Annotated in this window: 20 protein-coding genes; all 20 read right to left on the bottom strand. The window is 42.3% G+C overall.

From position 1 onward, the window contains the following. Window positions 1-37: 37 nt before the first annotated feature. The 20 genes from GPK60_RS00115 to GPK60_RS00020 all read right to left on the bottom strand — a co-directional run bounded on the left by GPK60_RS00115 (window position 38) and on the right by GPK60_RS00020 (window position 25,815). Window positions 38-352 (bottom strand): WXG100 family type VII secretion target, encoded by a 315-nt coding sequence (locus GPK60_RS00115; protein ID WP_215658601.1) that lies wholly within the window; start codon window positions 350-352, stop codon window positions 38-40. A gap of 70 nt (window positions 353-422) precedes the next feature. Further along, on the bottom strand, window positions 423-722 hold the full coding sequence (locus GPK60_RS00110) for a WXG100 family type VII secretion target (RefSeq protein WP_215658600.1): 300 nt from the start codon (window positions 720-722) through the stop codon (window positions 423-425). A gap of 149 nt (window positions 723-871) precedes the next feature. Then, entirely contained in the window at window positions 872-1,183 is a 312-nt protein-coding gene (locus GPK60_RS00105) for a WXG100 family type VII secretion target (RefSeq protein WP_215658599.1), read from the bottom strand. A gap of 12 nt (window positions 1,184-1,195) precedes the next feature. After that, window positions 1,196-1,516 carry a WXG100 family type VII secretion target gene (locus GPK60_RS00100; RefSeq protein WP_215658598.1) on the bottom strand — a complete coding sequence of 107 codons (321 nt, stop codon included), beginning with the start codon at window positions 1,514-1,516 and terminating at the stop codon, window positions 1,196-1,198. A 19-nt stretch (window positions 1,517-1,535) separates the two neighbouring features. Continuing rightward, entirely contained in the window at window positions 1,536-1,832 is a 297-nt protein-coding gene (locus GPK60_RS00095; RefSeq protein WP_215658597.1) for a WXG100 family type VII secretion target, read from the bottom strand. Between the two features lie 25 nt (window positions 1,833-1,857). Then, a complete protein-coding gene (locus GPK60_RS00090; RefSeq protein WP_215658596.1) occupies window positions 1,858-2,304 on the bottom strand; it encodes a hypothetical protein in 447 nt (148 codons plus the stop codon). 122 nt (window positions 2,305-2,426) lie between these two features. Then, the gene (locus GPK60_RS00085) at window positions 2,427-2,675 is read right to left on the bottom strand and encodes an EsaB/YukD family protein (protein ID WP_215658595.1); all 249 of its coding nucleotides are present in this window, start codon (window positions 2,673-2,675) and stop codon (window positions 2,427-2,429) included. Further along, window positions 2,672-3,289, bottom strand: coding sequence for a hypothetical protein (locus GPK60_RS00080; RefSeq protein WP_215658594.1), 618 nt, complete (start codon window positions 3,287-3,289; stop codon window positions 2,672-2,674). Before GPK60_RS00080 ends, GPK60_RS00085 begins: the two co-directional genes overlap by 4 nt. Continuing rightward, window positions 3,267-3,950, bottom strand: a complete 684-nt coding sequence (locus GPK60_RS00075) for a LytTR family DNA-binding domain-containing protein (RefSeq protein WP_215658593.1) — start codon at window positions 3,948-3,950, stop codon at window positions 3,267-3,269. The genes GPK60_RS00080 and GPK60_RS00075 overlap by 23 nt, the downstream gene beginning before the upstream one ends. A 32-nt stretch (window positions 3,951-3,982) precedes the next feature. Then, window positions 3,983-8,944, bottom strand: a complete 4,962-nt coding sequence (gene essC, locus GPK60_RS00070) for a type VII secretion protein EssC (protein ID WP_215658592.1) — start codon at window positions 8,942-8,944, stop codon at window positions 3,983-3,985. Window positions 8,945-8,957: 13 nt separating this feature from the next. Then, complete coding sequence (locus tag GPK60_RS00065; protein WP_215658591.1) at window positions 8,958-9,818, bottom strand: FHA domain-containing protein; 861 nt, start codon at window positions 9,816-9,818, stop codon at window positions 8,958-8,960. Window positions 9,819-9,844: 26 nt separating this feature from the next. Continuing rightward, window positions 9,845-10,891, bottom strand: a complete 1,047-nt coding sequence (locus GPK60_RS00060; protein WP_215658590.1) for a hypothetical protein — start codon at window positions 10,889-10,891, stop codon at window positions 9,845-9,847. Window positions 10,892-10,903: 12 nt separating this feature from the next. Next, window positions 10,904-12,442 (bottom strand): FHA domain-containing protein, encoded by a 1,539-nt coding sequence (locus GPK60_RS00055; RefSeq protein WP_215658589.1) that lies wholly within the window; start codon window positions 12,440-12,442, stop codon window positions 10,904-10,906. Window positions 12,443-12,588: 146 nt separating this feature from the next. Beyond that, window positions 12,589-19,104, bottom strand: a complete 6,516-nt coding sequence (locus tag GPK60_RS15180) for a hypothetical protein (RefSeq protein ID WP_252191243.1) — start codon at window positions 19,102-19,104, stop codon at window positions 12,589-12,591. After that, window positions 19,088-19,627, bottom strand: coding sequence for a hypothetical protein (locus GPK60_RS00045; RefSeq protein ID WP_215658588.1), 540 nt, complete (start codon window positions 19,625-19,627; stop codon window positions 19,088-19,090). The genes GPK60_RS15180 and GPK60_RS00045 overlap by 17 nt, the downstream gene beginning before the upstream one ends. Continuing rightward, entirely contained in the window at window positions 19,624-20,358 is a 735-nt protein-coding gene (locus GPK60_RS00040) for a hypothetical protein (RefSeq protein WP_215658587.1), read from the bottom strand. Before GPK60_RS00040 ends, GPK60_RS00045 begins: the two co-directional genes overlap by 4 nt. Then, window positions 20,358-22,208, bottom strand: a complete 1,851-nt coding sequence (locus GPK60_RS00035; protein WP_215658586.1) for a serine/threonine-protein kinase — start codon at window positions 22,206-22,208, stop codon at window positions 20,358-20,360. The genes GPK60_RS00040 and GPK60_RS00035 overlap by 1 nt, the downstream gene beginning before the upstream one ends. A 2-nt stretch (window positions 22,209-22,210) precedes the next feature. Beyond that, window positions 22,211-22,990 carry a protein phosphatase 2C domain-containing protein gene (locus GPK60_RS00030; RefSeq protein WP_215658585.1) on the bottom strand — a complete coding sequence of 260 codons (780 nt, stop codon included), beginning with the start codon at window positions 22,988-22,990 and terminating at the stop codon, window positions 22,211-22,213. 30 nt (window positions 22,991-23,020) lie between these two features. Next, complete coding sequence (locus tag GPK60_RS00025; RefSeq protein ID WP_215658584.1) at window positions 23,021-24,745, bottom strand: trypsin-like peptidase domain-containing protein; 1,725 nt, start codon at window positions 24,743-24,745, stop codon at window positions 23,021-23,023. A 50-nt stretch (window positions 24,746-24,795) separates the two neighbouring features. Further along, window positions 24,796-25,815, bottom strand: a complete 1,020-nt coding sequence (locus tag GPK60_RS00020; RefSeq protein ID WP_276572153.1) for a tyrosine-type recombinase/integrase — start codon at window positions 25,813-25,815, stop codon at window positions 24,796-24,798. Window positions 25,816-26,261: the final 446 nt, after the last annotated feature.

Genomic DNA, 26,261 nt, shown 5'->3' with positions numbered 1-26,261 from the left:
TCTTTGAACTCTTTCTGGCTATCTGCTCACTTATGTTTTAATCTAATGTACTTGCCGGGAGTTCACTTGCTGCACTCTTTGCTGCATTCTCTGCTGTCTCGTACTGCTCTGCCATGGTATTAAGATCATTGACATGCTCCATGATCATACGGTTTACCTTGTCCATGCTTGCCTGAAGAGAAGTAAATTTTGATTTATATGCTTCTGAAGCTTCTCCTGTCCAGCTTCCTGATAAAGCATTGACTTTTGAAATCATCTCATCATGCAATGTTTTTACTTCTGCTGCTTTTCCCTGAAATGTGCTGGCTGTATTTTTAAGTTCCGCAGGTGTTACTAATAATGTTCCATCCATAATCTTGATCTCCTTTTACTGTTTTTATCGTTTATTCTGTCTTTGATTTACTGTTTGCTGTTCTTAATCTTTAGTAGCTTCTTGTCGTTGCTGTTGAAGTGTTGGTAACTTCTGCTTTTTCATAAGTTGTCAGAATGGTCTGGAGTGCCAGAATATATTGCTCGATCAGAAGTGAAAAGGTTGTCCATTTTTCTTTGTCCTTCTCAAATGCATTGTTGAAAGCTGTATTTGCATCGCCCTGCCACTGTGCTCTTAATGCCTGCTGTGCCTGCTCCAGTTCACTTACTTTGTTTTTAAATGCTTTGTTTTTCTCAGTCAGATCCGTGATCGCTGCCTTTAACTCTGATGCTGTTACCTGAAATTTTGCCATGATGTTCATTTCCTTTCTTTATGTAGATTTTTTTGTGTTCCTGTTCTTGATGATGCTATCTTACCTTACATCCATCTTTTTATGTCTGATTTCCGATGATTGGTCATCAAAATGCGATATCCTGCATTTGGTATCGGATCATCGTCTTATCATCCTTTTCCCTTTGTTGCAATTGCCTGAAGTGCCTTAATCTCCGCATCGCGATAGGATTTTGCAGATTTGCGGATAACGGCTGCGATCTGTACCAGATCACCTGCTGTCTTCTCCAGTTTTTGTTTTAATGCATCACATTTCTGTAAGTACAGGGATGCACTCTCACCCTCCCATTCGCTTCGCAGGGATTCTTTTACTGTGTCCAGCTGCCTGCTTGCATTTCGCATCTGCTCTGCACTGTTCTCCAGTTTCTGTGCCTGTGCAAGTGCATTTCCAAAGGCAATTGAAATAGACTTATAGGTTGCCATACTTTCTCTCCTTTAATCCAATGTACTTGCCGGAAGGGAATTTGCCGCATTGGCTGCTGCCGCCTCGGCTGCCTCATAAACTCCTGCCATCTCTTCCAGATCTTTTACCTGTTCCTGATACTTTTTAAACATTTCCTCAATTCTGGTGATTCTTGAGGTATATTGTTTTCGGTGAGCATTCCCTGCTTCCCCGATCCAGTAATTTGCAGAGCCGTTAATCAATCCTTTCAGTTTGTCAAACTGGGACTGCATCGTTCTAAGGTCTGTCCTTACCGTTGATGCCTGCGTACGAAGCTGCTCTGTCGTTACGATAATCTGCCCTGTTAAAGCCATAATCTGTCCCCCTTAAACTTTAAATCTGAATGGCAGCAATCTCTGATTTTACATTCTGTTCGCACGTATCATACTCTACACGTGCCTTTGAAATATTTTCAGCCACTCTCTGCAGTTCTATGAGCAGCTGCTGCATTTCCTGATTATCTGACTGATACTGTGCTGTAAATGCATCGTGTGCACTGCCCTGCCACATTCCATTTAAAGATTCCAGAGCCTGGTACATTTTCTCCCGGTTCTGAGAAATCTGATTTAATGTCTCCTGATAGGACTGCACCATAGTATTTACCTGCCCTGTCTCTACATCAAATTTCATTCTCTGCCTCCTCTCTTTCCTGTAACTATTCACTGAAATGGATCATACGATCGATCTGCCTTTCCAGTTCCCCGGTATCGATCTGCCCGAAAACATTCGCTCCAAGCCATCCGCTGATCCACCGATTTCTCATCTGGTTCTGCTTATCCGGCTGTCTTAGACGAAACGCCTCTTTTAAACCTGTATTTGTCCCAATGCCGTCATCCTGCGTTGACAGTTTCTGTTCTGTCTTTGCATAAAGACTGCTGACATCTTCCAGTACTTTTGCCATTTTCCGAACAAAACCTTCTTCTTTTTCCAGATTCTGCTCCTGCCTGCGAAGTACGGAAATTTCTTTTTCAAATACATTGTTCTGAGATGCAAGCAAATGCTCTGCAGTCCTGATTTCTTCCAAAGTATCTGACAGCAGATGACTTATCTGGCGTAATGTGGACGCATGATCATCCAGAACTGTTGTATTGACTTTGAGCAAATTGCTTCCCTCCTTATCTCCTGTCTGTATTGTTCCATTCGATAAATCAACTTTAACACAAAAAATTTTTTTCATTTAAAAATCCGATAAGCGGTAAGCTAATTGCGATAAACGGTATTTCTCTATACAAGAAACAGGGTATCTCCATAAGAAACCTGATTATCAGCCAGCGTACTTTCCGGCAGAAAAACGCTCTGTCTGTTCTGCTGACACAAAAGGAACATTCCCGGATCTTTGCTGAGATTCAGATGTTCTTTTTCTGCGATCATCTCTGCCATTTCTGTTACTACCTGTTTTACTTTCTGTGTTTCATCTACTTTAAAATCATAGGCATGATTCATTTCTGCAAATATAACTTTCACAATCATCATATGCACTCTTCCTCCAATACCCGTAAAACGTTTTCCCGGCTAAATACTTCTGCCTTTGCCTGATCCCATAACATTTTTCTGCCGTCCGCTGCATTCCAGATGAATAAAAACTTCCAGTCATTTTCTTTTTTAAAGGCCAGGATTTCTTCTGCCTGTTCAAACTTGTCAGACCGTGCTTTTTTTTCAAATTCATCCACCAGCTGTCCGCCCGGAACCTTACATATATAATCCAGAAGTGCATGCTCTGATAAGTAAGAAATCCGGACACTTTCCTGCTGAACGGACATCTGCTCCACTGCTGTAAATATCCTGTCTTTTTTATAGAACACGATCGGCATACTTTCTTTTTTCAGCACTCTCAGTTTCAGATCTGAATTTATAATTCCTGAAAAACTCTCTTTTAACTTTTCTGTCGGCTGATATCCGTTTTCTTCCAGATACAGAAAGCCCATCTGATTCAGTTTCACGACTGACGATGCGATTCTTTCGCTTAAGGAGCTTTCCCTTTGCATGACTGGGAAATCCATTTCGCCTTTATACCCCAGAGTCTGCATACAGATCTTCAGATCCAGATTTGACAAAATCCATATATTATCTGCCATCTTTTGCATCATAAACCTCCCGAAGTTTACTCTGACAGTTTCTGGAGATCGGCAACACGATTTCTGATCCAAGCTGCACCAGATGATTTGCCCAGTCAATCGCCAGAATCTTGCTCTTATTTACCAGATAGCCTTTATGACACCGTACAAAGGAATCTTTCAGCTGTTTCTGCAGCTGCATCAAAGTTCCTCCAAAACCAATCTCCTGGTATTCCGTTCTTGCATACAGTTTTTTATCTCTTGCCTCTATATAATAAATTTTATCATATGGTATATACTGAGCTTTCTGTCTTGTACGGATACGCAATACTTTTTCCTCTTCTGTAAATTCCGACATGGAGAGCAGAATCTGAAGCATGGCTTTTTTATTCTGCTCTGTTTCCATCGGTCTCCACAAAAGAGTACATGGAAAAATATCCGGTCTGACATACACTGATGGCAGAATACTGTCATCTGCAATCGGAATGATCTTGGCTTCTCTGTAGCTTTTTCTTGCTTTTACAAGCGTTTCAACTGCCATTTTGTCAGACACATCGCACACCAGAAGATCCAGAAGTTCTGCCTTTTCAATCGCCGCTGCCCATTCTTCCAGTACAACAAAAGTATCCAGCTGATAATCTGCCAGATTTTGCTGAATGGAAATCTCCGTCAGCAGCTTTCTTAAAATTTTCATTTCTTCCGGTTTTCCATATCCCAGAATACGGATCATGACTGCGTCAGCCCCTTGTTCTGCGGGATAACGATCATATCCATCAGCTGATTATCTTCCGCATTTGTAGCATAGGCAATTCCAGGTTTCAGACGCTTGATCTGCTCACTGTAGCTGATATTTGTGTAAGACAGTACATTCTGTTTGCTGAGTTCTCCTCCAAGAACAATACCGTTCTTTTCGCTGTTGAAATTCAGGTAGGCAATCTTATCCATCATAGTCACACTCTGAGATACGTTATATGCTCCGAAAATAAATACATTTAGCAGTCGGCCTTTGGCAAAAATATTTTCAATCCACGGACTTAATTTACCGATACCTTCCATTTCGGTATATACGTTTTGCAGGAAGCACTGCAGATCTGCAATACATACAAAGACTGCCGGGAATTCCTGCTGCATCTGGCGGAATACTTCTTCATCTTCCAGACCTTTTTTCTGAAGTTCTTTTCTTCTAGGTGCACGTTCATTCGTAACGTTGATCATTTCTTTGATATTGTCGAAATACTGCTGCGGTGTGTAAGCATACTCTGCCCCGGTCAGTTCTGCTGTTGCCTTGTCCGATTCTTTCTCATTATCAAAGAATAAGATCCTTCCGCCCATGTCTCTTGCCGCACAGGCAATGTTACGAAGCAATATCGACTTTCCGGTACGCTCTCTTCCAAGCAGTGTATAGCAGAAGGTCTTTGCCAGATCCACGCCGAAAACAGAAGCATCTTCCTGCAAGTATGCGATCGGCAGGATTTCTTTTTTCTGGATTTCTTTTCGGTAACTTTCCAGCCCGGTAAAAGTCTTCCATGTCGGTTTTTCCGGGATTTCCGGGATCTGCATTGCCCGGTGTCCACGCCAGGTTTCGGACATCTTCCGGCAGGTTTCTCTGATCATTTCCGAACGTGCATAATCATTTTCTGCCACGCAGGAAATGGCTGTCTGATATTCCAGAACATTTCCGTCATAAATTACAAGTCCGCGGCCTTTTACATTGCTTTCCGGCAGTACATCAAAATGCGATGTGCGGAGAGCTTCGGTATAGCGATACTTATCGCCAAGTTCCAGACAGATGCTCTGACGCATATTGTCCGCAATCTTATTCTGCAGTTCGGATGCACCGTATCCTGCGGAAGAGATGACAAGGAAAATTCCGTAGCCTTCGGCAGATCTTGACAGTTCCAGCAGAATATCTTCAAAACGATTGTCTGTCTTTTCACGGAAGTTTGCATAGCCATCGATCACCAGAACGATTGCCGGCATTTCATGACCGTGCAGACGGATATACTGTCCAAAACTTCCACCTTTGATCATGCTCTTACGCTCTGCAAGAATACCTGTGATCATGCCGAACAGTTTATTCAGTCGGTCATTCTCACCTTCCAGAACGATTCCGCCGACATGGATATCGTCCTCAAATGCACAGAGCATCTGACTGCTGAAGTCCACTGCATAAACGTTGACTTCTTCCGGTGAATAGCTTGTCAGAAGACCGTACACAAGGGTCTGTAAGAACGTACTCTTTCCGCTTGTCACGCCGCCGACAACGGAGAGATGTCCTTTTGTCGCAAGATCGATCATCAGCGGATACTGCATCTGATTTTCCGGATCGTCCACAAGTCCGATATAACTGGAGAGAACAAATTCTTTTTCGTGTTCCATCCATCTTCCGTTCTGATAAGCATTTTCTTCATAGCCACGCAGTTCTGTGATCGCAAGCTGTTTTGGAAGCTCCGGCATCCACAATTTCTGTTTGTTGATGTAATGATTTTTCTCTGCCAATTCGCCAAGATAACGTACCACGGCATCCAGCTGCGTGATCTCTTTTTGTTCCGGAAGTTTTTTATTATTTTCCTGGAATACTTCGATCAGATAATCTGCTGCTTCTTCCGGTCCGTCTGCTTCCTGCGGTAGATAGTGTATGATTTCTTCCATAATATGCAGATTCGATGCATTTTCCGGAAAACGCTCTTCTTTGCAGTTCAGTTCACCGATCACCTGTTTTGCAAGAGCCCTTCGCTCTTCTCTTGTACAGTCAGAAAGAGCACTGATCTGCATTTTTTCACAGAAATCTGCAATCACGGTGACAATCTCTGTCATCCATTTCTGCATTGCTTTTTTCTTTTTCTCGCCTTTGGAACGTCTTCCGGATACCATCTCACGCCCCTGCAGATCCAGAAGCATTGCTCCGTTTTTGCTGCTTCCGCCTTCTGCATCGTAGACGGCTCCGCTCCATCCGGACTGGAACTGTTCATAAACTTCATCGTTTCCAACCTGAAGATAGCCTCGTCCTGTCTGTGTCAGATAAGCGGCATCCGGTTTGTGAAGCATATCATTACTGTCATGTTTGTCTGCAACTCGCAGACAGAGCTTGAATTTCGTGTTACTCCAGATATTATCATCTACGGTACCGCTCGGTTTCTGAGTTGCCAGGATCAGATGTACGCCAAGGCTTCGTCCTACCTGTGCTACAGAGATCAGCTCACGCATGAATTCCGGTTCTTCTCTTTTCAGCTCGGCAAACTCATCGATGATGATCAGCAGATGCGGAATCGGTTCGGATGCCTCACGATTTTTGACAAGTTTCGTATATTCATCAATGTTTTTTACACCATATTCTCCGAAAATACGCTCACGCCTGCGGTTCTCACTCTTGATGGATACCATGGCTCTGCGAACCCGGTTTCCGGAAAGGTTGGAGATCTGTCCGATCGTATGTGGCAAATTGGAAAACAGATTCGCCATACCGCCACCCTTAAAGTCAATGATCAAAAAGCCGACATCCAATGGGCTGAAATTTACGGCAAGTGAAAGAATATACGTCTGCAGTGTCTCACTCTTACCGGAACCAGTCGTTCCTGCCACCAGACCATGCGGTCCGTGGTATTTTTCATTGATATCGAGGTAACATTCTTTATTTCCGGCTTTCTGACCGATCAGTGCACGCATAGATTCATAGGTACGGTTTTTACGCCAGTGTTCCAGAACATTCATTTCTTCCAGACGATGTACACCCATCATCTCAAAGAACGTGATGGAATTCGGAATATCACTGCTTGCTTCCATCTGATTTGCACGCAGACAGCTCATACGTTTTGCCATCTGCTCAATGCTGTTCGCATCCAGATAGTCAAAGAGAACACTTCGTCTCTCATCACCACCTTCACGAACACCGTAAATACCCTGAAATTCCTGATTATCCTGAATAATAAAGCTACACTCACTTGGAAGCTGTTCATACATGCCGGAAAAAATCACAGTTGTAACGCCAAGGGTGGTTCCGCTTTCATACAAATATTTTGATACCATCTGAGAATCCAGAAGTTCCGGGGATTCCACAAACACCACATAATGCGGGTAAAATTTCGCTGTATTTCCGTAGCTGGACTGTATATTTTCGGAACGATTTCGCAAAACCTGTGCAAGAGCATACAAAACATCGTTGATCTCATTTTCATTTGATGCCACATAACGCATACTGTGTTCTTCATTCCATACATGTGGAAGCCAGCGCACATAAGACCATTCTTCGGCATGTTCTGAATTTTCATCATATAAAACAACCAGTTTTACATCCGCCGGACTGTGTGTGGATGCAATCTGCGAGATCAGCACACGCGACAGGTTCATGGCTGCAATTTTGTCACTGTCCGTCAGGATTCCAACTACCGAATGTTCTTCTAAAGACACGCCAAGCGGCACATCTCGCATCGTCTCAAAATTCTTTGCCAGTTTCTCCGGACGCTCCGACAGTTCATCATCAATCATAGTAAATCCCTGTTTTGGAACCGTGATTTTCACCTGAAACGGCATTTCTCCAAGTCCGAGTCTCACAAACAGAAAATCCGAATACTGCTTGGATCTGGCCCAGATCTCTACCGAATCTGCCGTGTAATGGCTGGATGTATTTGCATCCGGATACATATTCAGCATAGCCTGTCTGTTAAATTCGAACTTGCTGCGAATACGGTCTGCACACTGAACCAGATATTCTTCGTAACGGTTCAGACGCATCTGCTCTCTTTCGCGATTGTCTTTCTTTGTATATCTCAGATTAATGATTGCCCATGTGGTACCGACAATCGCCGAACCTGCCGTGATAAAAATGCCCATTCCCATGTTTCCGGAATTCATAAGCGTATAGCCCAGAAGCATCGGAAGCATCATCGTAAACGAAGGAAGAATACTCATCCATGCCGGTTTGCGGTCTTCTTCCTGTTTCTGCGGCACATTATCAATCTGTTCTTCCCCGTCAAATAATTTTGGAATCACTCGCGGTGAAATATGAACGGTCGTTTCGCCTTTTTCTTCGATTTCCGCTCCAGTGTCACCTGCTCCCTTCGGGAATGTCAGTACTTCCAGTTTATCCGGATTGATATAAACCTGACCTTCCAGACAGCTTACCGAGATAATGTCTCCCAGATAAATGATCGAAAGTCCATACAGGTTGATCAGATCACCGAATTTCAGTGTGCAGGAACCATTTAACCTCTGATGTCCTACATACGTTCCATTGGTACTGGTATCCCGGATCATACAACTTCCATTCTGAAACTGAAGTTCTGCATGATGCTGCGAAATGATCGACTGCGACGGAAAACAAATATCACAGTCATCCGCTTTTCCGATCGTAATACTTCTTCCGAGAACTTTAAATTTATTGTATGCTGCAAGTTCCGTCGGTGATGCGAGCACCAGCATGGCAAGGTTATCACCCTGCTTCGTCTCAATCTGCAGAATCTGTCCTGCTTCCAGAATCCCTGTAAAACGCCCTCTCGCCCAGGTTACGATATAATCTGCCGAGTCTTTAAAACGCCACTGCTGATCCTGTACATCCATAAAAAGATGTAAATCTTTGCGGATACTGTATTCTTTCGCCCTTAGCCATACATCGTAATCTGCATTATCCGTGGAAGGCAAATGCACTTCCTGATAAGCATTATTCGTATAGATTGCCAGTATCAATCCCATTTTCCCACACTCCTTATCCTTCTGTTGTAAATTTAAATTCCTGTGTTCCTATTTTTATAAAACTTCCTTCCTGTATCAGAAACTCCTGATTTGGCAAAAGCACCTTTCCGTTAACATACGTACCGTTTGCAGTTCCCAGATCTTTGATATAAACCGTATCTCCACCGCCGCTCAACACAAAATGTTTTCGACTTACAAGCCGGTCATTCACCGTCAGCTCACAGGCTCCCGGCTGTCTTCCCACAAGAAACGGAAAACCCGGTATCGCAACAGCTCTTCCGGAAGAAAGATGCCGCAGAAAATACTGCTTTCGACTTAAACGTTTTGTGCCTTCACAGGAAGTAAAACTCTTTTCCCATTCCAGCAAATCCATTTTTTCCCGTCTGTTGATCAGATTTACCAGCACCGCAAATGCATCTCGCTCACCCTTCCGGTAAGAGTACGCATTTGTCAGCCTTACAAACATTTCTTTTATATTCGGATATTCTTTTACGGAATTGATCGGCCAGTACAGCATCACAACTTTTTTATTCTCGTAATTAAAATAAATATACTCCGGGCGCAGTTCCAGATTGCTGATACTGATGCCATGCGACTCGCATTTTCGAATAATGTGTATGATATCTACCATACAATTGCAAAATTTTTCAAGATTTATGCCGCTTGCAATATACTCACAGACCGGCATACAATTGTAAAGTTCAAACTGGATTTTCGTACCCAAAATCCCTGTATTTATCACAGGCGGAAACAATTCCGGGATCTCCCCTGATTCGATCAGCGAATTTTCCAGATATGCAATCTGCTCTTTTGATGTCAGCTTGTGTTTTACGCTGATCTTCTGTGCTTTCTTCTTTACTTTCACTGGTATCATAACTCACTCCTGAATATCTGCTCTCCCTATCGCAGAATCTCTGCTGTCAGGAAAAAGCAGTCGTTTTCTGTCAGACTCTCCACCGATGGATTCTCTACTTCCGGAACGTATTCTGTGATGTCCATATCCTCAAGATTATTTTTATCCTCCTCACGAAAGCGATTGCAGATATATAAATATTTCTCCGGATCTGTGATTTCTGATTTTTTTGCCAGACGAAGTTTAAATGCTGCCTCCTCGTTCTGATTTCCAAAAACCAGCACCTTATCTGCAAGATCTGCCAGTATTTTTGCATCCTGATCCAGCCTGTATGGAATCTCCGCCATAATGATTTCGTATTCTTCCTGTTCCAGAAGTTTCTGAATGTATTCGGTAAATGTCTTTAAAAAATCCTGATTTTGAATCCTGTGATGCTCAAGCGGTCTGATATAGAAAAATCCCTCTTCTCCCACAGCAGACTGCAGATCATTCAGATCTGCTTTCTGACTGCACACGGCATCCGCAAAATCTGCAGATGCAGCCTTTCTGTTCTTCAAAAAGAATGCAAAATCCTGATTCGGCTCCAGATTCAGATAAAGAACCCGTTTTCCCTGCAGTGCAAAATGTCTGCAAAGAGCCAGCGTACCAAGCGTTTTACCGCAGCCTCCGACCGGACTGTACGAAAGATACAGTCTGGACCCGATATTTTCTTCCGGTATATCGTCCATCTCAAAATCAAACGACCGGGATTCATCTTGCATATCGTCCTCTGACATACCGCGTACGGTCAGTTTTGTAACCATTTCCTGATAAAGTTCCTCTGCAGTCAGACCTTTTCTCAGATACATGATATCCGGATTCTTTTCTGTTCTGTCCCCGATCACAAATGCCTCGCCTGTGACCGGCCAAATACCTTCTGCACAGCTTTCGTCTGCGATCAGCCAGTCTATGTCCTGCTTATTTTCAAGGAATGCCGGATCTGATATCAGTTCCAGTTCTTCCGGCTCTGCCCCGTGTTTTAAAAATACACAGGCAAGACCAAGCAGCATTTCTTCCTCTTTTATCCCTAAAACAATTCGTCTGTTTTTCCTCATTTTTCACCTGCATCATCTATATAAAATAGCAAATCTCTCTTTTGCCAGCCGGATGTTGTCTTTTGGCGTAATCCTTACACGCTCATACGGTGTCAACTCCCGGTCATTTACAAAAGTATGATTAGAACTTCCAAGATCCTCCAGATAAACCTCGCTTCCCTCCAGCTGGATCGCACAGTGTGCTCTGCTGATCGTCGGCGTGTAACTGATCACTCCGTCCACCTGCGATGCCATCTTTCCAATCACAAAGTAAGATTTATTTATCAGAAAATCAACTCTTCCTGTACCGTCAAAGGAAACAAAATGAAGCTCGTTTCCCATTTTTTCCCTTTGAAGTCCCTGACTGTTTCCCGTACTGCCATTTTGTCCGCCGAGCTTTACCGGTGCCACGCTTGCAAATCCACCGCTTCCCGGTGCCCCACTGATCGAATTCCAGATATTCTGACGCAGTACCTGTGTATCCTGTTTTCGACTTCTGGCATTCTGCAGAATCTGTACCTGATCCTGCTGCATCGTATTTGGATTTGAATTTGCACTCGTATTTGAATTTATATTCGTATTTGGATTTTCCGTCACCGATTTCTGCGGCTGCACTTCCTGAATCTTCGGCGGCTCACTGACAGGTTTTTCCTCTTTCTCCTTTTTCTTCCGGAAGAAAATACCACTCTGCTTCTTTTCTTTTTTCTTTTCGACTGTTGCAGCTGTCTGATCAGAGAGCAGCTTCTGATGAAAACGTTCTGTGTGCTGAGAGACTTCCTGTTCCTGGATTTGCTCTGGTTTTATCTCAGATTTTGTTTCTTCTCTTACTTCTGGTCTTAACTCTGGCTTTCTGTCTGATTCTGAATCTGCTTTTCTATTCGTTTCCTGCTGTAAGCTATTTTTCTGTGACTTCTGACTTTCCGTTTTCTCCGTTATACTCCACAGTTCTTCAAATGCTTCACGAATCTGCGGATTTTCATATGGCTGAATCCTTCTCTGTCGTGCTCTTTTCTGGTATGTAAAACCATAAATTCGTTTCTGTGCTATGATATGAAGGTTTCGCCCCAAATTCTCCGGTGCTGCGATCTTTCCTCTCAGCAGAATCTGCATCGACTGTGCAAAATCCATCCCGGAAATGCTATTTTTCCCAAGCAGATCTTGAAATAAAGTTTTCAGTCTGCTCTCCCAGCCAATATGACTCTGCATCGGTTCCGGTATCGGAAGCTGTATCAGATAAATCTGATCGGTATATGGATCCATATAGATGTATTTCGGATCAAGTACGATCTTTTCCAGATTTCGGACATCCTGTGCCCTGACTTCCTGCAGGACTTCCAGGACAGAAAGCAGTACCTGGACAAATCTTTTCTGGTTCAGATCTCCGATGCATTCTGATAATTCCACCAGTCCCTGATGCTCCCATAAGAACAGTTCTATGCCATCTTTTTCCACAGAATGTACCGGTAGTATCCCTGCTGTTTTCTGCATATTATGAATCTCGATATGTTCGGATACCACAAGCGTATCCTGATCCGGTTCATATAAAAGATATCCTTCCTGTTCTTTCCACATATGTCTCTTTCCTCTCTTTTTTCTGTACTCTCAACATATAACTGCAAATTCCATGCGGTTATGCGTTGACAAAACAGAACGGGCCGCTGCTCTATAGCAGCAGCCCTCTTTTGTTGTGTTCTGTCTGTTAAATCTTATTACAAGATTTATTTTCTCTGTTCTTTTCTGTTTGTTGTCATCTTCAGGCTTCCGTTGCGGTTGACACGCATTACAATAATAACGCCTCCAGCTACGATCAGAAGAATCAGTATGATTGTTCCAAAGAACAGTGGTTTGTTGTTGTAGAACTGTACCCATCCACTTGCAGATACCAGGACGTTCATCGTTACGATTGTCGGCTCATTGTCAGCCTTGTCGTAAGCTTTTACACTTACTTCCTGGAATTTCGCAGCAGATCCGACTTTCAGTTTCAAAGCTCCATTCTGTTCAATAACAGCTTTCTCGTCAAAGCTTTCTTTCAGCTCACCGTCTACATAATATTCCACTTTATCCAGTGCCATATTATCGTCTACGTTTGCTGTGAATTCCTGTTCATCGGTCTTGTAGTGTCCGCCCTCCTGCAGGTTTGCTACGGAGATTACCGGCGAAGTCTTATCCACGATAAATTCTACCTGTTTTGCTTTTGATGTATTGGTTGTCTTGTTCTTTGCTTTATCCTCAGAATAAATAGAAATAGTGTAATCACCCTCATCTTCAAAGTTTGCCGCATGAATGGTGTATACATATTCTTTCCAGCTTACATCGCCGCCGGATTTCTGTACATCGTAGTCCTGTCCTTCTTTCAGAGTGAGTACGGTTCCATTCTTAGACAGGGTCAGCTCACTGAGTGTCAGGGAGTCTACGTTGATCTCAGATACCACGATATCCTTCGGATTGTTTGTATAGCCTTTCTTCAGGAGTTCCTCTGTATAATCGTTGTACTGGTAAGTAGAACCGTCACGGTTTACAGAGAATACGATTTCTGTACTGTAAGCATTGCCGGCCTTATCGGTTGTCTCTGCTTTCAGTGTGTAAATGTCATCCATGTTTTTGCCGAAGTTTGCAAATGTGATAACCTGACCTTTTCCGGTATCTGCCGTCATGTACATATTTGCTGTATTTACAACACCTTTGTGTACGCCTGTCAGCTGAATGTTCACATTGCTTCGGTCAAAGTTCGTATCGTTCAGTGTTACAACCGGTGCTACCGTTCCCTTGTTTGCAGAATGATCTTCGATGTTGCTGATCTCGATCGTCGGTTTTGTCAGGTCAACGGTAAAGCTGTCTGTTGCATATGGATCAGATACATTGCTTGCCATATCGGTGATGCTGATCGTAAAGGTGTAATCACCATCCGTCGGATAACTGATTGTAGCGGTATGTGTATCACCGGAACTTGACCAGCCGCTTGCCTGAGGAACTGCAACCGAACCACCGTCCAGATTTGCTGTTGTTGTAACTGTCACACCAGAAGCATTAAAGTTATGCTCTGTGATCGTGATCGTTGCGGTACGTCCTTCCTGATAGTAGTTGCCATTCTTTGCATTGTTGTTGTCATAAGAAACTGCAACGGTCGGTTTTGTCTTATCGATCGTGATCTCATCCAGTTTCTCAGTGTTGGATTTATTTCCTGCCTTGTCGTAGCAGAAATAGCTTACCGTGTAGTCTGCATCACCGGTGAATGTGATCGTACCGGTATGTTTCTCACCATTGCCGGACCATCCGCTGAAGCTCCATCCCTGATTTGTGCTGGAAGTAACTTCCGGTTTGTAAGAATCATCAAAGTTTCTCTCGTCTACGGTGATCGTCAGTGTCTTGTCCTTGTTGTAGTACTTGCCGCTAACCGCATCCGACTTGTCAAAGGTGAAGGAAACCTTCGGTGCCTGATTGTCGATCTTAATCTCCTCAGTCTGTTTACTTGCTCCGTTTGTAGAGTAGTCAACTGCCTCTACCGTTACCTGTACATTGTTGCTGTAGAAACGAGACGGATCAATGTTTACATGTCCGGTATAAGACTGTCTGTGATCCTTTGCAGTGAACGTTACGGTGTTGCTCTCCTTGTATCCGTTTGCTCCGCCGGAAATGGTGTAGGTCACGGATTTCAGACCTGCATAAGAATCATTCTCAATCGGATCTGTAACCAGAATATCAAATCCAGGATTATCGGATGCACTGTAAACGCCCTTGCCCCATCCCGGTGCAGATGGTGTGATCGTTACTTCCGGTTTCGGACTGTTGCCGTCAACAACAACACGGTCTGTACCGAAGTAGTCTGTATTGCCTGCCTTATCTATAACCTTTTCGTAAACAATATAATTTCTGTTTTTGTTAAGCTTCAGTACATTTCCTTTTTTGTAATCTTTCCATTTGGTTTCTGCTTCCAGCTCACTTCTCTTTTTCAGCGTATCTGTCACAATATACTGTGTGGACTTAAGACCTGCTGTCGCATCCGCACTGGTCATGCTGACCTTGACAGAATTCTTACCGAAAAGTCCGAAGCTCAGTTTTGATACCAGCTTATTCCAGGAAATCTCACCTTTGGTACCACCACTCACCAGGTTAGCAACAGTCAGTGTACCAGTCGGTCTGACTTTATCCAGAGTGATCTTTGCACCGTTTACGGTAGTTTTATTGCCTGCAAGGTCGGTGACTGTAAAAATGCCGAAAGTATAATTCGCATCTTTGTCATATGTATGATTAACTCTATGCGTAGTATCATCTGGTTCTGAAGTCCACTTACCATTATCATAACTCGAAAGCTTATTCGCTCTTGCCTCCAATTTATCTTTATCTATCCGTTTACCAGACGAATCAGTGGCTTGAATTCCGTATGTAGTAAGAATGGAATCGCCCTTTTTAAAATTCTTTTCTGTTACCATTATTTCGACTGCAAAATTCTGGTAATCTTCGCCAAGATAAATGATTCCTGAACCTGGACTCAATGCCGCTTCCTGCTGATTGTCTTTATTAGTAGGTGTGTAGGTAATCTTTACATCCGGTTTTTTCTGGTCGAGACGGAAGTTTATAGTTTTCTCTTCATTATAGTCATTCCAGTTACCAGAATAATCCTCTGCACTTGCACTATAAGAATACTTATGTTCTTCTCCGTCTGTAGGATAAATCGTAAGTTCAATCTTTGTTGTTGCTTTGTTAGGGTCAGGGTCAGAATCAGCATTTCTCGTAATATGGATATCCACTTCATTACTATTCGCTGCATATTTTTCCCAGTCAGCTAACGTATTGGCTGTATAAAACCTATCATCCTTTTCCAGTTTCAGATGAATCAAAGAAGCATCCGTAAAACGTTCCGTTACCTTGGTAGTAATTGTTACTGCCTGATTACTGTAATAAACTCCCTGATCCTGATGATCCTCTCCAATTTTCGTTTCGTCTGCATATTTAATATCGCTTTCGACTACAGGTTTTAAAGTGTCCAGAACAAATTCTTTTGTCTCATTACCAATTTCATTATCAGCTAAATCCCTTGCACTGACTGTGATACTATATTTATAAGTCCCATCATCCAACTGTTTTGAGATTGATCCAGATCTACTACTATATTTCTTTAATTCATCGAGAGTATAGCCTTTGCTATCCTTAGATGCTGGAATGGTAAACACTGGTATTTGCTTAATTTTTTCTTCAGAGTCTTCTGGTAAATCTTCATTTACTATTGTTGCAGTAATTGTTTTAACAGCAGAATCCACATCTGTTGCAGTAACCTTAAAATCTGCCTTTTTCTGATAATAATAGACTGGATCATTGTTTCTCTTTATATAGTTTCCTTCACAATTCAATTCCAATGTGTCTCTGGCAGGATTATCTATAATCAAACCATTCGATCCATAAAGCCTGCTATTTCCCACATTATCTTCCACATATACAAAAACTATAAATTTCCCCGATTCCTTACCATTTCCCAGTAAAATCTCTTTTTTATTGTCACTCTCTTTTACTTCTGTAAATCTATTAACATCAAGATCTTCTGCCTTATATTGATCATTATACTTTCCTTCCTTTTCTTCGATTTCTAACTTTTTATAAGACCATTTTTTAATACCTGAACCGTTGTCGTCACTAACCGTCATTGTTGCCTCATATGCTTGATTTGTAAAATGTCCGAATGTGACTTTTTGTCCAAACTCATACATTGTATCAGTTGGATTTATATTCACAGATGCTGTCGGTTCACTATTATCTTTCTCCAGTTTTAAAGAGAATTCTCCTGATTCTCCACCGCTAGCCGTTGCTAACTTAATATATAAGGTATTTGTACCTTCATTTTGGTTGTCACCAAATACCTTATCATTTAATGTATATAAATTTTTTTCACAGTCATTCCAACCTCTTGAAGGATTGGTAGGTGCATCTGTTGTGATAAAAATTTTGGAATACGAATTATACTTATCTGTAATATGCCATTTAATAACAGGGTACTCTGTTTTTTCCCCTTTTTTATATCTATAGTAAATTAATCCATTTGCTACCTCTTGGTATACATTTGTACTATCTCCGTTTTCAACCTGGACTGCTCTGCCATCAATTGATGCCTTAGATGCTGTAATATACAATCCCAATCCTTTTGCATTGGCAGTGTCAAATTCATAATTGCCCGTAGCATTTGCTTTCGAAATATCCGAAACATCCGGTATAAAATAATCATCAACATATGTTTCCGGTGCATCTGTTGATTTCTTATCCACATCTTCTTTTACTGTTGGATTTATATAACCTTCAGGAATTTTATCATCAATAAATCCTTTTACCTGTACAGATAAATCCTTTGTTTTATTGTCATCATCAAATGCCCGCTCAATATATGTTTTCCCTTTGTTTATGACTGTCGGAATCTTCTTATCCGCAATGACTACTTCCATGGTCAAGGTTTTCTTTGCAATATCAACCTCAGTTTCCAGATCTTTCATTCCTGTCAGTTCATAATTATTCGCAATGTGGTTCGGCAAATCGCCTACTAATTTTATCTCGCTTACTTTTTTGCCATCGCCTGCATTGGCATCTTCCGTCTGACCTTCTAACGTCAACACAGTATCTTTGTAGCTATTTTGATCATTTACCACCAGATCATCTGCCTTGAATTTTGCTGTAATACCATTAATTACATTTGTACCATCATAAACACGATTTTCTGGAATGATGCTGCTGTTATCAATATGAAGCTTTTTTTTCTTAACTTTAATCTTAAAGGTCATACTGACAGAATTATACTTATTGTCTTTTGTTCTGGTTACGGTTATATTAAAGTCTCCTGCCTGTTTTGCAGTAAAATATAATTTACCGGCATCAACCTTTAAGCTATTGTTCCCATTGTTTGCAAAGCTATAGTTAGAAGCTTCCCATGTATCTTCTGTTCCTCCAAAAATTGTACCAATTTCCAGCTCAGCTCCATACGTTGGATATACTGATTCTTTGAGTTCATATTGATACTGTGTAATGTTGCCATCTTTGTCTTTTACTTCCGTTGTTTTATCAGGATCAATATTATCTCCCTTTAACTGGAATGGATCCTGTTTTTCAAGAGTTGACTTATATTCTGTTGCTTCCGCAGTTGTTTTAGGAGCATAGGTTTCATTTCCTGCAAAACTTGCCGTAAAAGAATACTCTGCAGCTGCCTTATCCAGCTCCCATCCTGCAATTCTTCCTGTTCCATCCTGACCAATTGTGACATCTTTGGTTTCTTTTGAACCGTCTTTTACTTTTGTTATTTTGACTGTTTGTCCTGCCAGTTCAGGATCTGTTGTTACGGTAACATTAACCGGAGTTTTCCATCCTTGCTTTCCATTTTCACTTGGAGTAACCGCCAATGTCAGATTACTTACTTCTTTTTTCTTTATCGTGATATCTGTGCTTTTACTAACCGTTCCGACTTTGGCAGTTAAAGTTGTTGCTGTTGAATCGCCACCGGCAAATCCTTTCGCTTTCACATTAACTTCATTTCCTGTAGTTTTATCCAAAGTTGCGGCATTTTTGTCAGAAAGCTCCCATGTTACTGCATCTTTCCATACTTCATCAGACAATGTCACCGCATATTTTTCGGTATTTCCCACTGTAATACTTGCGGCACCCGTCATCGTAATTGAAACATTCGGTGTTGCTGTTGCTATTTTAATGGTCGTACCTTCTACACTTACATCGCTCAGGTTATAATTATTGTTTTTTACTGCTGTAATATCCGCTGTTTCCAATTTTGCCGGCAGTGTAACTTTATTATCAGCAGATACCGTATAATCCTGATCTTTTACTGTCAGTGTTACTGTTCCAAAATCTACACCGCCAACCTTACCTGGCAGGTTTACAGTATATTTATATTCCTGCGTAGTCGGCTGTGCTGGAGTCTCTCTTGTGCTTCCTCCGTTATCACTGTTTCCACCATTACTGTTGTTTCCATTGCTACTGCTGTTTCCGCTGCCAGTTGTGTCGCCATCATCTTTTTCTGTATCATCTGATATCTTGTTATCATTCTGGACGACTTTGGTTTCTGTCTCGGCTCTTGTTTCAAGTGCTTCATGCAGGTCTGCGGCAGATCTGCTTCTTCCGGTTTCGCTCTCGGTACTTGCTTCGGTAGCGTATACAGTCATGCTGTCACCAAAGGCTACTGCGATCGGCGAGAATGCCAGAACAACGGCGAGAAACAATGCCAGTACTTTGTTAATTCCCTGTTTCATCTGTTTTTTCTCCTTTCTTTTCCTTTTGATTCCGGCGGGATGTTGTGCTTTTTGATGTTTTCCTGCCGGAGGTTCTTTCCTTTCCCATATGTAAAAATTTATAAACTCTGCCATTGAGAACAAAGTGACCATATAAGGTAACTAATGCGATCCACATACTGACCAGCATGACCGGTGACGGGATCAGCATGACAAATGTTCCCAGAATGGAAATCACAAAGGTCGGTACAAACAGAATATCTACGATCATTCCTTCCCTTGTGCTTCCCGGTGCAAGTGCACCGATTCGATTTCTTTTTGCAAGTGTCTGATACTCCTGCACATCTTTGATATTTTTATAACTAAGGTAATAGCATACAATTCCAAGAATCAATCCTGCCCAGAAGATCACTCCGGATGCGATGGACAATGCCGAATTTGTTTCACTGTCGGCAAACGGAAGCATCAGAATGATCAGCGAGGACAGCAGGAAGAAAAGAATCGATGCCTTGTTTAATTTTGCTGCAACTTCTTTTTTTCTCATTCGATCACCTTATCCGTATGGATCAGCACAATGCTTCGTTCTATCTCAAACACGCCTTTGTTCTGTTTCAGCATTGAAGCATCCAGAACCATCGTCCCCTGTTCTTTTACTTTGATTTTTTCGGTTGGTTTTTCTTCGGTCAGTACTTCGGTTGCATTTTCGTCTGCCTCTTCTGAAGCTTCCGGCTGCAAAAGTTCCGCTACATTCTGATCCAATATTTCGGTTTCTGTGCCTCCCAGTACCTCAGTCGGTTTTTCATCGAGTACTTCTGTTGCACTTCCTCCCAGAAGTTCTGTTGGCTTCTCGCCCAGCACTTCTGTTGCCTGTTCATCCAGAAGCTCGGTTCCTTCTTCCGCCTGGCTCTGAAAGGCTGCCTCCTGCGGTTTTGTCTCTGCAAATGGCTGCTGTCCGGATGCCAGCTGCACCGGCGTAGATTCAAATTCCTGATGCAACTCTTCCGTATAATATCGCTTGCTTGGATCGTTCTTTTTTGCTTTGAAGTTCCTGCTGCTGTGTGTAACCAGGCCGCCGGACTCGGATGAGTTTGCAGCCATCTGTTCCATCTCTTTTTTTGCACTTTTGCCACGGTATTCGTTAAATACTTCCGGTATCTTCAGATATATGAACAGAACTACCGCCAGTATCAGGAAGAAAATGCCCGCTGCCATGAATCCGATGTGGAGTGTTGACAATAACTGTATCTGCTTTTCAATATTCTGTGCCTGTCCCATCACTGCTCACCTCCACTCTTCAATACCTTAGAGTTTTCAGCATACAGGGAATCGACCTGTCTTTCTGCATTTTCGATAGTTGTCAGTGTATTCTCCTGAATTCGTTTTGCAGTCTGATTGGAACCTGTATTTGCATTTGATACTCGTTGTTTGATCGCTGCCAGTTCCTTCTGAAAAGTTGCTTTGTCCACGCCTCCGTCTGAAGCAAACTGTGCTGCATAGCTGTACATCTGATAAGCAATATCATCCAAAAGTCTGAGCTGCGTCAGTCTTGTGTTACTCTCGTTACTGATCTCAGACGGCTGCTGGTCAACCAGACTCGCCAGCTCATTCCAGAAATCTTTGTAAGAATATTTAATCTCTCCGGTTACGCTGTCTTCCTGTCCGACTTTCCCATAATAATTGCAAATACTGAGAAAGGTTTCCACAAGATTTGCATTGATGTCGTACTCCTGGATCTTGGCCTGGGAAAGTTTTCTTCCCGCTTCAAGACCTAATTTGCCAAGTTCTGTATCATCCAGTACAGACTGTGCGACAATGGAAAGCCAGGTGCTTGCAAGTGATTTGTCACCGGACGGTTTTCCGCCCCCTCCTGCGAAATAGTAGGCAGTTCCGAGCTGATATGCAAGATTGACATAACCATCGTTATTCTGCTCCAGAATTTCTTCATACGTTTTTCTTCCGGACATTTTCTGCAATTCTGCCTTAAAATCCTGGCTGTCCTGACCGGAAAATTTGCCATCGTCATCCCGGAGAGCTTCCAGATACAACAGATAACCCTGTTCGTTGGAAGGATCGATATCGATTGCTTTCTTTGCATAATCCGTCTTGGTTATGCCGTCACTCTTTTTCGCCTGATCGATATAGTAACTGTATCCGCTCTTTTCTGTTTTCTGTTCTGCGAAGAAGCATCCAAGTGATACTGCACCGCAGAGAACAGCCGCCACTGCACTGACAGTGAACCCGACCAGTTTTCGTTTTAGCTTTTTACGGTAAGGAACACTGAGTTCTTCGATGTGTTCCAGATCATATAACATTTCCAGGCAGGATTCGTAACGGTCTTCCGGTTCGTACTGCGTACATTTGTCAATGATCATTTCCAGACCCAGAAGTTTGTTGAGGTCTTCTCTTGGATTTTCATCGATAAGACTCGGTCTGCACTGCGTGATCTTCGGGAAACTGAATGGTGTAGCAGAAGGATTTCGTCCGGTAATCAGATGATGAAGTGTCGCTCCCAGACAGTAAATATCGCTTCGCGGTGTAGACTGTCCGTTTCCCCCATACTGTTCCGGAGACGCATAACCTGGTGTACCAAGGCAGGTCGTGTCCTCCTGATTTCCCTGTTTAAAGGTTCGTGCTGTTCCGAAGTCGATCAGCGAAATCTCGCCGTCCGGTTTCAACATGACATTGCCAGGTTTCATATCACGGTAAATAATAGGATTCGGTCTTGTGTGCAGATAATAAAAAACTTCACACAGCTGCTTGCCCCATGAGATCACATCATCCAGTGCGATCGGCAGTCCATCTTTTTCCATGCTTGTCTTTAAAATCTTATCCAACGATTTACCCTGAATATAATCCATGACAATCAGAAAAGAATCGCCGTCATCAATAACGTCAATGATACTCGGAAGGTATTTGTGATTCAGACTTTTTAAAATATTTGTCTCTGCGATCAGACCTTGTTTGACGGTGGTAAAATCCTGCACTCCGTCTTTGCGAACCTCTTTGATTGCCCAGGTCTTATTCGCTTTTTCATTCAATGCCAGATAAACGACACTCATGCCGCCCTGGCCTATTTTGTTCAGTACTTTATATTTCCCATCTACATAGGAACCAATCTGCAGCATTTTTATCCCTCCCGACATGTCCGGATAACAGCCACTGATATGTTATCCACTTCTTTTCTGGTTTTATTCAGTTCAATAAGTGAAATTGCATTTTGAAGCATCGTATCTTCATTATCTAAAATTTCCGGTTTTAATTTTTCATATATTTCATCCGGGGAAATCAGATGTCGGAATCCATCTGAACATAACAGAAATGTTGTGTCCGGATTTGCCTGTCCTATAAAATAATCCGGATTGATCTGCTCGGAAGCACCAATACACTGAAGAAGTACATTTCTCTGTGGATGTACCTGTGCCTCTTCCCAGGTCATGCGTCCGGCATCCATCTCAAACTGTACATAAGTCTGATCTTTTGTCAGCTGATAGATCGCATCTGTGATCATGTAGGCTCTGGAATCACCAATGTTCATAATATAATAATTCTCACCTACGATTAAAAATGCGACAACAGTCGTACCCATACGTGTACCTGTGCTGGATGCATAATCTGCCAGTTTTTTATTCTGATCCAAAACAAGATTATCCCACTGCAGCCGAAGCTCCTCAACCGGGAACACCGGCATTTCCAGCATAGCCGGAAGGTCTTTCCGGAACCATTTGTCAAATTCCCGGATCACGGTAGCACTTGCCAGTTCTCCGTTTGCCAGACCTCCCATGCCATCACATACAACGCACAGACAAACCCTGCCATGGTTTGTCTGTGCTACCTTCATGAGTACTGAGTCCTGATTTGTCTTTTTTACGATACCTATATCGCTATAGGCTGCAATTTTATAAATCATACAAGTACCTCACTCATCCCTCACACTACATTAACATCTGAAAATGAATTCCTCATCTGCCAGACGGATTGTCTCGTTTCCTGCCAATGCTTTTTCTGTATTTGCTGCAAGGCTGCTGCCATTTACACTGGTTCCGTTTGTCGCATTGTTATCTACGATATAGAAAGAACCATTTCTGTAGATAATGGTCGCATGCAGACGGCTGATGCTTGTGTTATCAGAAATACAGTAATCCACTTTACGTCTCTCTTTACCAATCTTGAATTCTGCTTTATTAACTGTAATTCTTTCGTTTGTTTTCTTTCTGATCAGTGTAGCATTCGGCATGTTTGCATTGCTCAGTACCGTTGTTGCACTGCTTCCTTCATTCAGGACGCCTGTCGGAGTAGAACCGTCATCTCCGCCGTAAGAAGAAGTATCTCTCGGTGTAAATCCTGCGTTCTGCTGGAAACCGCCTGCTCCGCCGGCGATCTTACGTGCCTGGCTTTCTTTTCTTGCCGCTTCTTCTTTTTTCTTGTTGTTATTCATCACTACAACAATGATAATAATAAGTGCAACTACAACCACTGCAACGATAAGGATAATAACCCCCATCGGAAGGCTGGAACCTGTCTGCTCTTCCAGTCCCATTTTTGCATCTGCAAGAGCATCAATCGCTTTCTGCAGTTCTTCTTCCGTTGCCATATTGCCAAGTTTCTGTGTATCCTCTGCTGCTGTGATCGCATCGGTCAGAGCCTGTGCAGAATCTTTTGTATAGGAAGCAGTATCTACTGCTTTTGCTTCGCTGATACTTGTTCCAAGTTTGTCCAACAGTTCATCGACTGCGGAAGCAGATTCTGTAACAACTGTTGTTTCTGTTTCACTGTCACTTGCTGCATCTGTATTGTCACCATCTGCTGCTGCGACAGAATCTCCTGATTTCATGTAATCAATGCCCATCGCATCCAGAAGATCGGTTACTTCTTTGATCTGGATAGAATAGTAATAAGATGTGTCACCGGTTGTACTTCCCCATTCATTGACACCGATAACCTCGCCTTCTTCGTTCAGCAGAGGACCGCCGGAATTGCCTTCTGAAATAGCTGCGGAATGATTGATGTAAGTAATCGGGCTTCCGGTAGGAACAGAACTTGCTGCTACTTTGGAAACACTTCCGTCTGTTACGGTAACATCATCACTTGTATAGATTTTGTCATCCTGGTATGCCTGTACCAGTCCCGGGAATCCCAGAGCGTATACTTTTTCTGTACTCTGCGGTTCTGTTGTTGCATTTAATACGATCGGTGCACGGTTGTAGATCGGCTGTTCCAGTTTCAGGATTGCCAGGTCTGCATCCGAGCTGCTCTGTACGATAGATGCATCAATATAAGAATCTCGTTTCAGGACTACTCGCACTTTCGTTTTAATCTTGGTATACTCTGTCTGCTGACTGATGGTCTGCATACCCTTTGCCATATCATCGTTCAGCCACTCGGTGCTTGTAGCATGTGCAACGTGGTCATTCGTAATAACATACTGTGCGTTTGCTTCTGTTCCAACTAAAAATCCGGTACCTGCAACCAGATTTGTCCAGTTGCCGTATGGATCTTTTACACAAACCATAACCTGCACAACTGCATTTTTGGCATTCTGAATCTGCTCATTGACATTTGCTGCGTTTGTCTTTTCTGCCGGGATGACTGCCATGCCAAGCACAAGCATCATTACCATGCAAAACGAAAAGACTTTGTTCATTGCCTGCTTTACTCTTTTCATCTTTTTTCCTCCTGTACTATCATTTAGATGATTGATTTTCGCAGAGTACCTTACTCCACGAAATCGGAGGGGAAAGGGCAGGAAAGTCGCTGCATATTCTGACGTTTCAGTTCCATTGTCGGGTGAACATAGCGGTTCATGGTGATATTGACATTGGAATGACCAAGAATCTCACTTAAACTTTTAATATCAAACCCGGCTTCTACGCATCTTGTCGCAAAAGTATGGCGTAAAGTATGAAAGTTTGTTGTTTCTACCTGTGCGGCAGTCAGTACATATTTAAAATGGTTTTGCATCGTTCGGGGTTCTACATAAGAATCTGAGCCAGTCAGCAGATAACCTTCTTTTTTGGGAAAAGAAGTATTCAAAATGGTGACAATATCATCCGGAAGAGGAATGGTTCGGATAGAACAGCTGCTTTTGGGAGTTGATAAGATAAGAGACGTTCTTTTGCCGCTGTTATTTTCATTCTGCAGGCGCTGCAAAGTCTGGTGAACATACAGCGTATTTTCCTGTAATGAAATGTCATTCCAGCGAAGGGCACATATTTCTCCGATACGAAGTCCTGTGTAGAGGCATATAAGAATTCCCATGTTTTTATAGGACATATGTTTGCATAAATATGTACATAATTGTTTTTGCTCATTTATGCTGAACACACGGAATTCACGGGAAGATTTCTTGATTATGATTTCTTTCCCGGTGCATGGAAGTACGATTCCTTTGGTATTCGCATAGCGGAAGATACTGCGTAGAAGTGACAGTACATCCGACACGGTTTTGGTGGAAAGTCCCTGCTTTTTTACCCCGCCACTGCATAATAATTCTCTGCAGAAGGTGTTCAGACAGTCAACAGTCAGTTCCTCTGTTGTATAATCTTCAAGATATGGGAGAATGTACGAACAGATCATGTTTCGATATTTAATATATGTAGATGCTTTCAATAAGGGTTTGCTGTTTTCCATCCATTCTTCAATGATATTTTTGAAAAGAACAGGTGTGCGGACCGCAGAAAAAGATTCGAGTATTTTTTTGTACAAAACCTTTTGTTGTTCTTCATTTTGTGGCATATAAATATTTTCTTCTATTGGAAACATAAGCAGAATTCTCCTCTCATGATTTACATAATGTATCTGGTTTTTCTATATTATTGGTAAATGTTTGTTATATGCAATTTTGCTATTTAATATTTACAAGAAATCTTCTCTCATATGTTGACAAGTTATGTGATATTTTGTAAAATTAAGTAAATATTTGGTATATATTTCCATATACTGAATCGTGGAGTAAGGTACTCTACGAAATCGGATATTATCTTTGTGTAAAGCAGATATACTATATAAGGTTGTTCTTTTTATAGTATATAATATATTTTACCAAATACCAAATGCAATTTTGTTCTGTATGAAAAGAAAAAGCTGATATAGTACTTCAAAAATCGAGTAGGAGGCGGTGACTAACCGCCGTCCTCTCACACCACCGTGCGTACCGTTCGGTACACGGCGGTTTCAATAGT

The sequence above is a fragment of the Ruminococcus sp. MCC718 genome (assembly GCF_018783905.1).
Lineage (GTDB): Bacteria > Bacillota > Clostridia > Lachnospirales > Lachnospiraceae > Hominisplanchenecus > Hominisplanchenecus faecis.
Note: the sequence above shows the minus strand (reverse complement) of the source record. Positions and strands in the feature narration are given on the sequence as shown.

Bases quoted from the DNA above. Each gene is read 5' to 3' on its own strand.
- GPK60_RS00080 (WP_215658594.1), bottom strand. From the start codon at position 3,289: ATGATGCAAAAGATGGCAGATAATATATGGATTTTGTCAAATCTGGAT.
- GPK60_RS00095 (WP_215658597.1), bottom strand. From the start codon at position 1,832: ATGAAATTTGATGTAGAGACAGGGCAGGTAAATACTATGGTGCAGTCC.
- GPK60_RS00075 (WP_215658593.1), bottom strand. From the start codon at position 3,950: ATGAAAATTTTAAGAAAGCTGCTGACGGAGATTTCCATTCAGCAAAAT.
- essC (WP_215658592.1), bottom strand. From the start codon at position 8,944: ATGGGATTGATACTGGCAATCTATACGAATAATGCTTATCAGGAAGTG.
- GPK60_RS00105 (WP_215658599.1), bottom strand. From the start codon at position 1,183: ATGGCAACCTATAAGTCTATTTCAATTGCCTTTGGAAATGCACTTGCA.
- GPK60_RS00035 (WP_215658586.1), bottom strand. From the start codon at position 22,208: ATGCTGCAGATTGGTTCCTATGTAGATGGGAAATATAAAGTACTGAAC.
- GPK60_RS00025 (WP_215658584.1), bottom strand. From the start codon at position 24,745: ATGAAAAGAGTAAAGCAGGCAATGAACAAAGTCTTTTCGTTTTGCATG.
- GPK60_RS00115 (WP_215658601.1), bottom strand. From the start codon at position 352: ATGGATGGAACATTATTAGTAACACCTGCGGAACTTAAAAATACAGCC.
- GPK60_RS00020 (WP_276572153.1), bottom strand. From the start codon at position 25,815: ATGCCACAAAATGAAGAACAACAAAAGGTTTTGTACAAAAAAATACTC.
- GPK60_RS00060 (WP_215658590.1), bottom strand. From the start codon at position 10,891: ATGAGGAAAAACAGACGAATTGTTTTAGGGATAAAAGAGGAAGAAATG.
- GPK60_RS00045 (WP_215658588.1), bottom strand. From the start codon at position 19,627: ATGAGAAAAAAAGAAGTTGCAGCAAAATTAAACAAGGCATCGATTCTT.
- GPK60_RS00065 (WP_215658591.1), bottom strand. From the start codon at position 9,818: ATGATACCAGTGAAAGTAAAGAAGAAAGCACAGAAGATCAGCGTAAAA.
- GPK60_RS00110 (WP_215658600.1), bottom strand. From the start codon at position 722: ATGGCAAAATTTCAGGTAACAGCATCAGAGTTAAAGGCAGCGATCACG.
- GPK60_RS00085 (WP_215658595.1), bottom strand. From the start codon at position 2,675: ATGATGATTGTGAAAGTTATATTTGCAGAAATGAATCATGCCTATGAT.
- GPK60_RS00040 (WP_215658587.1), bottom strand. From the start codon at position 20,358: ATGGGACAGGCACAGAATATTGAAAAGCAGATACAGTTATTGTCAACA.
- GPK60_RS00055 (WP_215658589.1), bottom strand. From the start codon at position 12,442: ATGTGGAAAGAACAGGAAGGATATCTTTTATATGAACCGGATCAGGAT.
- GPK60_RS00100 (WP_215658598.1), bottom strand. From the start codon at position 1,516: ATGGCTTTAACAGGGCAGATTATCGTAACGACAGAGCAGCTTCGTACG.
- GPK60_RS15180 (WP_252191243.1), bottom strand. From the start codon at position 19,104: ATGAAACAGGGAATTAACAAAGTACTGGCATTGTTTCTCGCCGTTGTT.
- GPK60_RS00030 (WP_215658585.1), bottom strand. From the start codon at position 22,990: ATGATTTATAAAATTGCAGCCTATAGCGATATAGGTATCGTAAAAAAG.